Annotated in this window: 15 protein-coding genes and 1 tRNA gene; 10 read left to right on the plus strand and 6 right to left on the minus strand. The window is 37.0% G+C overall.

The features are described from left to right. The first annotated feature begins 190 nt into the window (after positions 1 to 190). Together HFP47_RS00410 and HFP47_RS00415 are read left to right on the plus strand one after the other, a co-directional pair. The gene (locus HFP47_RS00410) at positions 191 to 1384 is read left to right on the plus strand and encodes a glycine betaine/L-proline ABC transporter ATP-binding protein (RefSeq protein ID WP_011679223.1); all 1194 of its coding nucleotides are present in this window, start codon (positions 191 to 193) and stop codon (positions 1382 to 1384) included. Next, complete coding sequence (locus HFP47_RS00415) at positions 1377 to 3092, plus strand: ABC transporter permease/substrate binding protein (protein WP_370367753.1); 1716 nt, start codon at positions 1377 to 1379, stop codon at positions 3090 to 3092. Before HFP47_RS00410 ends, HFP47_RS00415 begins: the two co-directional genes overlap by 8 nt. Positions 3093 to 3129: 37 nt before the next feature. Here HFP47_RS00415 and HFP47_RS00420 read toward each other — a convergent pair whose 3' ends face one another. Genes HFP47_RS00420 through HFP47_RS00440 form a run of 5 tightly spaced genes read right to left on the minus strand, consistent with a single transcriptional unit; the run spans position 3130 to position 6408 of the window. Continuing rightward, a complete protein-coding gene (locus HFP47_RS00420; RefSeq protein WP_004164751.1) occupies positions 3130 to 3609 on the minus strand; it encodes a hypothetical protein in 480 nt (159 codons plus the stop codon). Between the two features lie 14 nt (positions 3610 to 3623). After that, entirely contained in the window at positions 3624 to 4844 is a 1221-nt protein-coding gene (locus HFP47_RS00425; RefSeq protein ID WP_011679225.1) for an ABC transporter permease, read from the minus strand. Beyond that, the gene (locus HFP47_RS00430) at positions 4837 to 5730 is read right to left on the minus strand and encodes an ABC transporter ATP-binding protein (RefSeq protein ID WP_042251175.1); all 894 of its coding nucleotides are present in this window, start codon (positions 5728 to 5730) and stop codon (positions 4837 to 4839) included. Before HFP47_RS00430 ends, HFP47_RS00425 begins: the two co-directional genes overlap by 8 nt. Before the next feature lie 11 nt (positions 5731 to 5741). Next, complete coding sequence (locus tag HFP47_RS00435) at positions 5742 to 6209, minus strand: hypothetical protein (protein ID WP_004164748.1); 468 nt, start codon at positions 6207 to 6209, stop codon at positions 5742 to 5744. After that, the gene (locus HFP47_RS00440; RefSeq protein ID WP_011679228.1) at positions 6202 to 6408 is read right to left on the minus strand and encodes a helix-turn-helix transcriptional regulator; all 207 of its coding nucleotides are present in this window, start codon (positions 6406 to 6408) and stop codon (positions 6202 to 6204) included. The genes HFP47_RS00435 and HFP47_RS00440 overlap by 8 nt, the downstream gene beginning before the upstream one ends. A gap of 143 nt (positions 6409 to 6551) precedes the next feature. On the opposite strand from HFP47_RS00440, the gene HFP47_RS00445 reads away from it, so the two are divergent. The 3 genes from HFP47_RS00445 to HFP47_RS00455 all read left to right on the plus strand — a co-directional run bounded on the left by HFP47_RS00445 (position 6552) and on the right by HFP47_RS00455 (position 7414). Beyond that, complete coding sequence (locus HFP47_RS00445; RefSeq protein ID WP_011679229.1) at positions 6552 to 6767, plus strand: hypothetical protein; 216 nt, start codon at positions 6552 to 6554, stop codon at positions 6765 to 6767. A 94-nt stretch (positions 6768 to 6861) separates the two neighbouring features. After that, positions 6862 to 6933, plus strand: a tRNA-Glu gene (locus HFP47_RS00450). Positions 6934 to 7108: 175 nt separating this feature from the next. Beyond that, positions 7109 to 7414 carry a hypothetical protein gene (locus HFP47_RS00455; protein ID WP_010280212.1) on the plus strand — a complete coding sequence of 102 codons (306 nt, stop codon included), beginning with the start codon at positions 7109 to 7111 and terminating at the stop codon, positions 7412 to 7414. Between the two features lie 430 nt (positions 7415 to 7844). Here HFP47_RS00455 and HFP47_RS00460 read toward each other — a convergent pair whose 3' ends face one another. Further along, positions 7845 to 8345 carry a cysteine hydrolase family protein gene (locus tag HFP47_RS00460; protein ID WP_014324279.1) on the minus strand — a complete coding sequence of 167 codons (501 nt, stop codon included), beginning with the start codon at positions 8343 to 8345 and terminating at the stop codon, positions 7845 to 7847. 624 nt (positions 8346 to 8969) lie between these two features. Here HFP47_RS00460 and HFP47_RS00465 point away from each other — a divergent pair. From HFP47_RS00465 to HFP47_RS00485, 5 genes are read left to right on the plus strand one after another with little or no spacing between them, the layout of a single operon-like run. Continuing rightward, on the plus strand, positions 8970 to 9716 hold the full coding sequence (locus tag HFP47_RS00465; RefSeq protein ID WP_011679231.1) for an amino acid ABC transporter permease: 747 nt from the start codon (positions 8970 to 8972) through the stop codon (positions 9714 to 9716). Between the two features lie 50 nt (positions 9717 to 9766). After that, a complete protein-coding gene (locus HFP47_RS00470; protein WP_011679232.1) occupies positions 9767 to 10594 on the plus strand; it encodes an amino acid ABC transporter substrate-binding protein in 828 nt (275 codons plus the stop codon). 12 nt (positions 10595 to 10606) lie between these two features. Next, positions 10607 to 11311 carry an amino acid ABC transporter permease gene (locus HFP47_RS00475; protein ID WP_011679233.1) on the plus strand — a complete coding sequence of 235 codons (705 nt, stop codon included), beginning with the start codon at positions 10607 to 10609 and terminating at the stop codon, positions 11309 to 11311. Positions 11312 to 11313: 2 nt separating this feature from the next. After that, positions 11314 to 12051, plus strand: coding sequence for an amino acid ABC transporter ATP-binding protein (locus HFP47_RS00480; protein ID WP_011679234.1), 738 nt, complete (start codon positions 11314 to 11316; stop codon positions 12049 to 12051). Positions 12052 to 12083: 32 nt separating this feature from the next. After that, the gene (locus tag HFP47_RS00485) at positions 12084 to 13319 is read left to right on the plus strand and encodes a PLP-dependent aminotransferase family protein (protein ID WP_102753246.1); all 1236 of its coding nucleotides are present in this window, start codon (positions 12084 to 12086) and stop codon (positions 13317 to 13319) included. The last annotated feature ends 3 nt before the right edge of the window (positions 13320 to 13322 follow it).

The raw sequence follows: 13322 nt of genomic DNA on the forward strand, positions 1-13322 counted from the left end.
TGACACAAGTGACAATCTATGTAAAAATTGAAGTTGTCAATTAAAGAGACAACTTGTTATAAAGTATAGGTTGTCACTATATTTTATACGGAAATTCGAAAAGAAGCAAGGAGGAGATGTGTGTGGTGTCATTAGAAATGATGTGCATGATGTAGTATTTTTATATTACGCGGCACCACCACTTTAGAACATGCCAAAAGTAGAAATTAAGCATCTCACCAAAATATTCGGTAAGCGTCCAAAAGCTGCGATGAAAATGGTGAAGCAAAACAAAAGTAAGAACGAGATCGTTGAGAAGACAGGGAGCACGGTTGGTGTCTATGATATCAACATGTCCATTGAAGAAGGCGAGATTTTTGTCATCATGGGTCTTTCTGGTTCAGGAAAATCAACTTTAATTCGCTTGCTAAACCGTCTGATTGAACCAACTGCGGGTCAATTGTTTATTGACGGTCAAGAAATTACTAAATTGAATAAAAAACAGATGATAGAAATTCGTCGTAAAAAAATGAGTATGGTTTTCCAGAACTTTGCTCTATTTCCACACCGTACTTTGTTAGAAAATACAGAGTATGGTTTAGAAATTCAAGGTGTAGGCAAAGAAGAACGCCGTAAACGAGCAGAACAAGCCTTAGAAAATGCCAAATTGCTATCGTTTAAGGACCAATATCCACACCAATTATCTGGTGGTATGCAACAACGAGTTGGTCTGGCTCGTGCACTAACCAATGATCCTGATATATTATTGATGGATGAAGCTTTTTCAGCATTAGATCCATTAGTACGTGGTGAAATGCAGGATGAGTTGCTAGATTTACAAGCTAACGTTGAAAAAACAATAATCTTTATTACTCATGATTTGAACGAAGCGCTTCGTATTGGTGACCATATTGCCATTATGAAAGATGGTCGTTTACAACAAATTGGTACTGGAGAAGAGATTCTTACGAACCCAGCCAATGATTATGTGAAAACATTCGTGGGTGATGTTGATCGTTCTAAGGTATTGACGGCTGATAGTATTATGATCCCAGCTTTAACATCGAACATTTATGTTGATGGGCCAACTGTTGCTTTGAGAAAAATGACAGCAGAAGAAGTTTCAGGCCTCGTTGCAGTCAATCGTCACCGTCAACTTGAAGGCTATTTGTCATCAGAAGAGGCGGTTCGCGCACGTCGTGAAAAGTTGCCACTTGCAGATGTTCTAACAGAAATGCCAAAGATTAAACCTGACACGCTTATCATGGATATTATGCCTATTATTTATGATGCTCAGACACCTGTGGCTGTTGTAGATGATGATAATCGTTTGAAGGGTGTTGTTATTCGTGGCGCGGTATTGAAGGCGCTTGCTGATACAGAAGGGGAAGATGACAATGAATAATTTAGTAAGTATTCCAAAAATTCCACTTGAAGATTGGGTCAGTTCAGCGGTTTCATGGTTAACTACTAATTTATCCGGATTTTTTGATGCCATTCAATCTGGCGGTCAATACATAATGGATGCTTTAACAAATGGTTTAACTGCTGTACCCATGCCACTAATGATTATTGGTATCACAGTGATTGCCATTGTTACGACACCGAAAAAGATTGGCTTTCCGTTATTCACACTTTTGGGACTTTTGTTAATTGCCAATCAAGGACTTTGGTCTGACTTAATGAATACCGTTACATTGGTAATCATGGCGTCTATTGTTTCGTTGATTATTGGTATCCCCCTTGGAATTTTAACAGCAAAGTCACAAAAGACTGCGGTAGTTGTTCAACCAATCTTAGACTTTATGCAGACTATGCCAGGATTTGTTTATTTAATTCCTGCTGTTGCCTTCTTTGGAATCGGTGTGGTTCCTGGTGTGTTTGCTTCGATAATCTTTGCCCTACCACCGATGGTTCGTATGACTAGTTTAGGTATTCGTCAAGTTCCAGTTGATTTGGTTGAAGCAGCTGATTCATTTGGATCAACTACTTGGCAAAAGTTGTTTAAATTAGAACTTCCTAGTGCAAAAAATACTATTTTAGCAGGCGCTAACCAAACAATCATGTTGGCATTGTCGATGGTTGTCACAGCTTCTATGATTGGTGCACCAGGCCTTGGGCGTGGCGTCTTGTCTGCGGTTCAACACGCTGATGTTGGTTCTGGATTTGTTAACGGGCTTGGATTGGTAATCTTAGCTATTGTTATTGATCGTTTTACACAAAAGTTTAACACCCAACCCGGACAAAAAGCGGTGACAAAGCCATGGCGTCGTTGGACAGTACTTGCGGCTTTGTTGGTTATGATTGGTGGAGGTGTTGTCAACACTTTGACTTCCGATAAAACAACAGGTCAAAAAGTTACTATTGGCTATGTTGAGTGGGATTCAGAAGTTGCCTCTTCGAATGTGCTGGCTGAATCATTACGTCAACATGGATACGATGTCACGTTAACGCCATTAGATAATGCTGTTTTGTGGCAGTCGCTATCTAATAATCAAATTGATATTTCAGTTTCAGCATGGTTGCCAGATACACACAAAGCTTTGTATGATAAGTACAAAAATGATGTAACATTGCTTGGCCCTAACTTGAAAGGTGTTAAAACTGGATTAGTTGTTCCTGATTATATGGATGTAAATTCCATTAGTGATTTAACAACTCAAGCAAATAAGACAATCACAGGTATTGAGCCGGGGGCCGGTGAAATGGCCACAGCTGCTAATGCTTTGAAGTCGTATTCAAACTTATCGGGTTGGAACTTATCATCCTCATCTTCTGGTGCTATGGTATCAGCATTGGATAAAGCTTACAAAAATAAGCAAGATGTTGTGGTGACCGGTTGGTCACCACACTGGATGTTTAGTAAGTACCACTTGAAGTTCTTGTCTGATCCAAAAAACGTGTTTGGATCTGGAGAAACCATTAATACGATTGTGAATAAGAAGTTTAAAACTTCTAACCCCAAGGCCTATAAGGTTGCTGATAAATTTAATTGGACGAAAGATGACATGGAATCAGTCATGCTCGATATTCAAAATGGTCAAACACCAAAGCAGGCTGCTGCTAAATGGATTAAGTCACATCAAAAGTTAGTTGATAGTTGGTATAAATAAAAAATAACGCTAAGCTGAAAATCAGCCTAGCGTTATTTTATTTGTTATTCTGGATTGTCATCCTCTTATCTTGTTCAACGATAAAATGGCACAAGTCTCCGTCATCAATACGTGTAGGATGTTCTTTTAGAAACCGTTTGTATAGGAAAGCAATACGTGGTTTAAAAATCAATGTATTGGGTGCTACTAAATCATCACTCAGTAACTGATAACTGCGAATCGCATACGTCATAAGTTCATGTTCTCGTTGCCATGATTCTTCGCTTAGTCCGTTTTTTTCGACAAACAAATGTTGACGTTCTGCATATCCCAAAGCTTGTTGAAATCGATTTAAATTGTTAGGATCAATAGAAGAGTCAGGTCCAATGGCAATCATTGTTTGTTTAAAACTAGCTATTGCTTCTGGTGTTGCGTGTTTCGTTAATTCAAAACGTTGAAAGGGAATGCCAGTGCTAGTCTGACGTTCTTCATATTTGTACCATTTGGGATTTGTTAAAAAGTATGGTGTATTGTTCAAATGTGCTCCTCCGTTTACTTGTGGCGCAGTCTTGCTGCTAGTTGTTTCATAATTGGTTCATCAGAGTAAGATAGAACGTTTCTGGCGTAAATACCTTGACCAAACCATAGTAGTAAGAATAATGTGATAACAGCAATGAGTAATGCACTTATGGCTGCAGGCCATCCCTCAGTATGCGTAACAAGACGTATTGGCATCATACTTTGAGAGGCAAATGGTATATAACTAAGAATGCGAATCAAGAGATTATTCGGCATTTGAGTCATGATAAAGCTAAATACATAGCCAACCATAGCAATCATGGAAATGGGTTGAATAGCCTGCTGAACTTGTGCATTATCATTAATTAGAGAGGCAATCATTGACGTTAGCACTAAGTACAGCGCAACAGAAACAAGAACAAAAATTACTGCATAGATTATAAATGATAATGTCACACCATTTAAGTTAGATGCTAATCCTTTTACAAAACTGTTTTCTTTAAAGAAATTGAAAGTTGTGAATCCGGCGATGACGTAGATTAGCAGATGTGTGGTTACCAGAGCAAAAATACCGATGATCTTTCCAAAATATTGTACGCGTGCAGACGTCGCTGCCAATAGAATTTCCATAATGCGAGATGATTTTTCATTGGCGATTGCATTTGCAATCATTGATGTATACCACATGACTATAATAATAGTGATGATACCAATTGCACTGGCTATTAATTGGTTGGCGCTTTCAGTATTGCCACTATTAGTTGATTGTTTTGCTTGTTTGACAACGCTTTTCAAGTTATAAGGTTGCACTAAATCAGCAGTTTGTTCAGCAGTTAGTCCATATTGAGTAGCTTTTTGGGAACGTGATAAGTTACCTAATATAGCAGTAATCTTTTCTTTTGGAATCTGTTCACTTTTAGGCTGTGTGGTAATTGTGGCTTCATTCTTGTTGACGGTTAACACACCATCTAACTTTTCGTTTTGCAGTGCTGTATTGGCTTTTTTCTCATTGGTTATGTTGGAAACATGGATGTCTAATTCCTTTTCCGATTGAACTAAAATACTGCGGACTTCTTGGTTGCCAACAACAGCAATATTGGGTGTTGTATTGCCTTGCATTTTGGTGATGCCAAATATAACTGCACCAGCTAAAGCAGCGAAAATCAAGGGAGAAATCACAAGCATCCAATAACCGCGTGATTTAAATTGGCTGAGAAAAGTGTCTTTAATAACAATAAAAAGTTGATTAGTCATGAATAGCGACCTCCTGGCGGAAAATGTCATCGAGTGTTGGTGGTTGTTGGCTGAAGGCTGGGATATAGCCATTTTTTGTAACGAGGTCAAACACACGGTGCCCAGCTTCCTCTTCTGACAAAATTAAGTCATAGCCAACACCATGTGGCGTAACTGAGGCGACACCATCAATAGCTTTTAATGCTGCACTTGAAGTGGAGGATTCCACATAGACACGTGTGCGACCAAATTGTTCACGGATATTTTGCACAGGACCTTGGAGAACGATTTTTCCACGTTTTAACATAGTTAGATCGTCAGAAATTTTGGTCACGTTGTTCATGTCGTGACTTGAAAAAATAATCATTGCACCATTATCACGTAAGCGTATGATTTCATCCATCATTAAGCTTGTATTGACAGGATCTAAACCAGAAAAAGGTTCGTCGAGTATGAGTAGACTGGGTTCAAAGATTAATGAAGCGATCATTTGAACTTTTTGTGCGTTTCCTTTGGAAAGTGATTGCACTTTATCACTTACTTTACCAACGACATCAAGGCGTTTCATCCAATCTTTCAATGCAACGCGGGCATCTGAACGTTTCATACCGTGTAATTCTGCAAAGTACAATATTTGTTCTTCAACGGTCCGTTTTTGGTATAAACCACGTTCTTCGGGTAAGAAACCTATACGCTGTTTATCATTTTGGGTAATTGGCTGGTCGTTCCAAGTGATTGTTCCTGATGTTGGTTTAATGAAGTTTAAAAGCATACGGAAGGTGGTCGTTTTACCAGCACCGTTTTGCCCAATGAGTCCCATTACTTTTCCTTCGGTAAGCGTCATGTTCATATTAGAGACAGCAATGTTTTGTCCGAACGTCTTGTTAAGATTAGTCAGTTGAATCATATTTTTATTCCTTATAATATTTTATTTAGTATATATCGCACACCACTATTGAACAAATAAATTAAGACAATTAAGAGATATAGATATGCAGCTCTTCGGTCCCAATAAAAAGTTGCCCAGCAAATAGCAATATAACTTACAATTAGTAACATAATAAAAGTTATTGTATTTGCGCGGTGAGTAATTTCTTGCAGTCGTTCGTCTGTTGCCTTTATTTTGCTTTTGTGTAGATACTTGCGATTATGAAATAGTATTCTAGATGTAATTATGGTACCGATACCCCCGCCAAGTATACCGGATGAAAATCCACGTAGAAAACTTCGCGAAGCTGGTGACTTTTGCAAGCTTGCTAAAAGCATTGTAATAGCCACAGTCAATATGATAACGATTGTCAAAAAATTAACTTGATATTTGATTTTTGCACGATATTCGTCGTCAGTTATTCCTGGTTTTGGTGATGCGAATAGTTTATTAATCATTTTTCCCCCCTTCAAAAATAAAGACATCTTCAATCGGTAAGTCAAAGAACTCGGCAATTCGATGTGCCAAAAACAAAGAGGCATTATATTTACCTTTTTCGAGTGATATCACGGTCTGACGCGTTACCTCAAGTTCAGCAGCAAGCTCTGCTTGAGTTAATTTACGTGATTTTCTTAGTTCTTGAATACGATTTATCAAAGTATGCCTCCTATAGTTTGGCTATTCAACAAAAATAGTATAGCGTACTTTACATTAAATGTAAAGTTTTGATTACATTTTGAAAAGGTTGCATTTATAGGAAATAAGAACTATAACTAAGGTATAGAAAAGGGGGCCGAAACATGGCTGATGAAAAATTTGAAACATTGGATCTTCCAATGAGTGAAGTCTTTAGTTGGAGCGAGGACAAAACCCCACTACGCGATGCATTGTGGAACCATTATATGGACACAAGCAACAAAAACACTTTGGAAACTTTGAAACACTTGAAGGCTTATGAAAGCATGAGTTCTGATGAAGTTAAGCTTGAAGCTGAAAAAGTATTGCAAGAAGCATAATCGGATAAAAAGAGATTGATATTGTTTCAATCTTTTTTTGTTGCAAAAACCATTGACGCATGCTGGTTTTTTCGGTATACTTAATATTTGTTATGGCGCTATGGTCAAGTGGTTAAGACGTCGGCTTCTCAGGCCGAAATCGAGGGTTCGACTCCCTCTAGCGCTATTAGTATATTTCATGGCGTTGCATCAGGTTTCAAAAACTTTGATGTAGCGCCTTTTCTTATGAAAAACGTTGCACTGTATTTCGTAATAAATTGGAAACATTATAAATACGCAAGTAGGCAGTATAACGGCATATAAGCCGTTTTTTATTTGTAGAAAAGGAAGTGAGTAATAGTATGGAATTTTTAGGATTAGTTATTAGCTTAGCTGATGAACTATTTGATGTAGACGATAATAAGCCATTTGGCTTTAAATTTTGGCTGTCTATATTTGTATGGTTAATCATGCTTAGTGGGTTTATAGTTGTAGCTACAGTATTTATAATTTTATTTCCAGCTGTGTTTTTAAAAATCCTAAATACTATTTGGCTTGCGGTGATGGGTATAGAAATATTGTTAGCATGGTTTTGTTATTATTCTGGTAAACGTGTAGTAATATGGGCATTTCAAATTAAAAATAATATACAAGCACACAGTAAGTAAGTGTTGCATCAATTTTTAATAAATGATCTACGAGCTTGGAAAGCTGGTCTATGTTTTAGCGTATATCTGTTATTTATTAATTTAATCAACCAATGTCAATTAATTACTTTTATTTACACTTAAAAACCTGTACACAAAAAAGCCCCTGATTAATTTTAGAAGTTTTTTATTATCGATAAATATACAGATGGCGGTATAGTTTTTGAGCAACAGATAGAATGATGAGTGGGCTAACTATATGTATGCCTCACATAACATAGGTGTTCCCTATGTATCTAAAGCTCACTATGAAAACAATAATGGCGATAACCGCCACTGCTGCTCTCAATTGAAATGTTTTACTTTTGGTATCTATCCTGTTCATATTATGTTGCTTTCTAAAATGTTCATATTCTGATTCAGCATCAAAAACTTGTTTATTTTGGGGTACCTAAAACAGTCTTAAAAACCGATCATTCCATATGTTCTCATAAAATTGCACAGTTTGTTTTGCACTCATGTAGTAATTGTCTAATGTGGTGCTAAGTCCTTTTTTCATTTGCAATTCATAGCCCAAACCGTGTGCCATTTTGATTGTGGTGTCAACACAAAACTCTGTTTGAGCACCACAAATTTCAATGCTACGAACATCGTTTTCGTTGAGTAGTTTTCTTAGTTTAGTGTGATAGAAAGAATTGGCATGTGTTTTCTGAATGAAATAATCATTTGGTTGACTATCAATTTCGGGGATGATTTTCCAAAGAAAGCTTCCAAATATTAATTCTTCGTCGTTATGTTGGATAAAAATAATCGGTTTATGTGCATGACGATAAGCCGTAATGCGACTGTTTATACCAGTCACACATTCTTGAATGTTAAAAATGTCCTGCGGCTCTTTACAAACGCCATTTTGAAAATCAATAACTAGTAGTGTGTCTGATATTGGTAACATCATTTTTCCTTCTTTTAAGTTAAGTGTTCAAATTTAGGGAGCCACTAAACGAATAGAAAGACGTATTATAGTCCAATATTATTCGTTTTCTTTCACTTACTCTTACCATGAACTAATACATTAGTATCTTCGTAAATAAGCTATTTGAATTACAACGTTATATTAACACATTAAAAAAACGTATGTTGATGCACGAATAAAGTAGCTGCGTATTTTAAAGGTTTGTTAAATACATAAGTTGCGGTGCCAGTGACATTAATTTTGTACAAGCACTGGTACGTCATAAAATTTTTCTTCTTATATATTATCAAAAAAAGGCCAATCAATATTGTTATTGATCGGTCTTTTTTATATCAAGTTGAGATGAATATACGAACAAATGGTGATAATTTTTAGAACTAGTAGATAGGAAGTATTGTTTTACGTTGTGCAATGTGAACAAATTTAACATAATTATTGTTTAATTGATTTATAACGTGTATGATGTATTTTAACACCTAGTTAATTTTATGATTATAATAATGTTATTTAACCGGTTAATAACTTTATAAATTAATATATAAAATATTGTTCTTTATTAGGTTCTTATAATTTTAATTTCATCGATGAAGTAGGAGGCGTTTTATGAATAATTTTTTTCAACCACACCTTATATGGGAATATTTGCCTGATGTATTGTCAGCATTACCGACAACGCTGTTGCTTACTCTAGTATCAACAATCATTGGCGTAATCGTCGGCGCAGGTATTGCGTTTGTCAAAATGGAAGATACACCAATCTTTAAACAAATTGCAGTAGTCTTCACTTCTTTTATTAGAGGGACACCAATTTTGATACAAATGTTTTTAGTTTATTATGGACTGCCTATGTTTCTAGGATATGTGGGCATTAACACAGATGACGTCAGCCCATTAATCTATTTATTTATTACATATGGGTTGAATATGGCGGCTTTTCTTTCAGAAATCATTCGTGCCGCATTGGAAAGCGTGCCAGCAAGTCAACGTGAAGCGGCTTTAACTTCAGGTTACACAAAGCGTCAGATGTATTTTAAAATTATTTTCCCTCAGGCAGTAATTATTGCGGTGCCCAGTTTTGCGACAATGGTCATTTCGTTGCTGCAAGATACATCATTGGCATTCACAATCGGTGTATTAGATGTTGTTGGTAAAGCCAAAGCATTGGGTACGGCGACATTTCACACAGTTGAGGCTTACATTAGTGCGATGATCATATTTATTATTTTAAGTTTCATTTTAGAAAGATTCTTCCGTTGGATTGAAAAGCGCAGTAACTTTACGTCACGCAAAACACCAATTTTGGCTAATAATCCTGTGATACCAGTGATTGAGACACCAAAAACAACTTAATACATACACAAGATGTTGATAAATGAGAAGAGAGCTAGAGGAGTAATATTATGCAGAACAAAGCAAGTCGTAGCAAGGGCCTATGGATTGGTATTATTGTAGTCGTGGTAGCAGTTATTGCGGTCGCATTATTACACAATAACGGAAAAAGCAGTGGATCATCTTCTAAAGTACAGACAATTAAAGTTGGTTCCGGTAACGATGCTCAACCCTTTGCTTATTTAGATAAAAGTGGAAAACCAGTTGGTATGGATATTGCTTTGATCCAAGCCATCGATAAAAAGTTACCACAATATAAATTCAAGCTAACACTATCTGATTTTCCTACGTTAATCACAAACTTGAAGAGTGGTAAGACAACGATGGCTATGGAACAGATCGAACAGAATACAGAACGAAAGCAAGACTTTAAGTTTGGAAGCGTTGGCTATACTGTCTGGGATACCTTGTTGGCTACAAAGAAATCAACCGGCGTTTTGAACTCATTTGCGGATGCAAAAGGAAAGAAGCTTTATGTTACTAATTCAACGAACCAAGCAACTCTAACAGATGCTTACCTAAAGAAAAATCCTAATGCATATTCAGTTGTACGTGGAACCTACACAATGGAGCAAGTTGCGCAAGGAATCAATTCTAACCAGTTTAACGTTTACCCAGCTCCTAAGTATTCAATTGATTTGTTGAATCGTCAATTCAAAACGAAATTAGTCTATGGAAAAGCTGTTAACCATTCTAACGCTTATCCAATGTTTAATAAAAAGGCTGATCCAAAATTGGTTAAGGCTGTTAACAAGGCAATGGAAGAATTGAAGAAGGATGGCACAATTAAGAAGTTGAGTAATAAGTGGTTAAAGGGCGATTATGTACCTAAGGATTAGTGGAGGATTTCAATGAACTTTGATATTGGATTTATATTTCAAGTGGTAGTTAAATTAATTCCATACATCCCCATCACGATTTACATGGCGTTTGTTAGCTTAATTCTTGGCGGATTATTAGGATTAGTCATCGCACTAGTACGACACTATAAAGTGCCGGTATTATCACAGTTGTTTACCATCATGATTACCATTCTTAAAGGCGTTCCCTTGATTTTAGTTTTTTTGCTTATCTTCATGGTTACTTCCCAGAATTTTAATCGTGTGGCTAAAGCACTAGGATGGCATATGCACTATGGTGATTTACCAATGAGCCTTCTAGCAATCATTGGGTTATCCTTGATGGCAATGGTTGGTCTGAGTGAGGCATTCCGAGGTGCTTTTGAGTCAGTGAAAACTGTACAGTTTGACGCTGCACGATCACTTGGTATGACCAACTTGCAGACAATTCGTCGTGTGTTAATACCCCAAGCATTTCCAGTCGCTTTACCAATGATTATTAATATGTTGATTAACTTAATCAAAGGTACAGCAATTGCATCATTAATTTCTGTGGTTGAAATTTTCTCAACGGCAACGCAAGCCGCTAGTTCTAACTATAAATATTTTGAAGCTTACATTGCTGCGGCAATCATTTACTGGTTAATGACAATTGTTATTGAACGAGCTGCTGTTCTATTAGAAGGACGTATGGATAAAAAGACAAGGAGGGCGTAATAATGATTGAAGTTAAGGATGTCCATAAAAGTTTCAATGATAATGAGGTCATTAAGGGCGTTAGCTTGTCTTTAAATGAGGGTGAGGTAGTGACCATTCTAGGGCCATCTGGGTCTGGAAAAACAACCTTCCTACGTTGTTTAAATTTTTTGGAAACAGCCGATTCAGGATCAATAACGGTAAATGATGAGCAAGTTACATTTGGTCAGGCAAATGCGAATGATATTCTACAGTTGCGACGACAAATGGGGATGGTATTTCAAAACTATGCGTTGTTCTTAAACAAAACTGCAAAGCAAAACATCATGGAACCCATGGTTATTGTTCATGGATTTAGTGTTAAAGAGGCTGAAGTGCGTGCCGCTGAATTATTGGAAGCTGTCGGTTTACCAGATCATGGTGATTATTACCCAGCACAATTATCAGGTGGACAAAAACAACGTATCGGTATCGCACGAGCATTGGCAGTCCACCCAGCGGTATTACTGTTTGATGAACCAACAGCGGCATTAGACCCAGAACTTGTGGGCGAAGTGCTTAAAGTCATGAAAGGGGTTAAAGATGCCGGTGTAGCCATGATTGTAGTGACACATGAAATGCAATTTGCGTACGAAGTGAGTGACCGGGTTATTTTTATGGCCGATGGCGTGATTGTGGAGGAAGGAACGCCGCAACAGATATTTGAAACACCGAAAGAAGAACGAACAAAAGCATTCTTAAACCGTTTTACAGTACAATAAGCGATTAATAATTTTAAAGGAGACTGCGTAATATGTCAGAAAAGCGTTATGAATTTGCAACACGGGTAGCAGGATTGCTCCCAAATCCTTTGCGGGAACAAGCCAAACATGTTCAAGAGGCTGATGATTATATTAAACTAACTTATGGTTATCCTAGCAATCAGGCCTTTCCTGTTGAAAAGTTGGCCAAAATTTCTGAAAAAATTTACCGTGATCACGCATTTGACTTTATGCAGTATGGTGAAACCGAAGGGATTCCGAGATTAAGAGCACAAATTAAAGAAAGATTAGCAAAATACCAGTCTTTAGATGTTGAAAATAATGATGTTTTGATTACTTCTGGTTCGACGCAAGGAATGGATTTGGTTTTTAAAATATTTGTGAATGAAGGTGATATTGTTCTAACTGAAGAACAAACATTTGTTGGCGCAGTTAATGCGATTAAATCTTACGGGGGCACGGTGCAAGGGTTACCATTTGATTTCTCGGCTGGAAGTATTGATACATCAGCCTTGAAAGCCACACTTGAAGCGGACACGGAGCATAGGATTAAAGTGTTGTACTTAATCCCAACTTTTCAAAATCCGATTGGCACATCAATGCCACTTGAAAAACGTCAAGAAGTATATGATATATGTCAGGCACATGAAGTCATGATTTATGAGGATGATCCATACGGTGATTTGCTGTATGCAGAAAAAACAGCCATTCCAAAAATTAAATCATTTGATCAGACGGGTAATGTCATTTACGCAGGTTCTTTTTCAAAAATATTAGCGCCAGGATCACGTTTGGGATACTTATTAGCACCAAAAGACGTATTCGATAAATTAGTGTTGATGAAACAAGTTGCCGATTCGTTTGCCAATTTATATTGGCAATATTTGGCTAGTCAGTTGATAGACGATTACGACTTTAATGAACATATTGATTACTTACGCCAGCTTTATAAGGAAAAAATGGACACAATGATTTCATCGCTAGCCCAAAAGTCTGATGATAATATGGCATTTGTTGTACCAGATGGTGGTTATTTCATATCAGTTAAACTAAATGACGATATAGAAACCGAAGCATTTTATGACGAATTGGAACAGCGCCATATCGGTGTCATTCCAGGCAATATTATGAGTGCAGCAGGTAGCGGTTATGAGCAATACTTTAGATTGAACTTTACGTTACCCACATTATCTGAAATCAAAATTGGCATTGAAAGAATTTCTGAGGCAGCAGCGGCGGCAAAACAAACTAAGTCCCCAGTAATTTGAGAG

It is taken from the genome of Leuconostoc sp. DB-1, from assembly GCF_013414845.1.
In the GTDB taxonomy this organism is placed as follows: domain Bacteria; phylum Bacillota; class Bacilli; order Lactobacillales; family Lactobacillaceae; genus Leuconostoc; species Leuconostoc mesenteroides.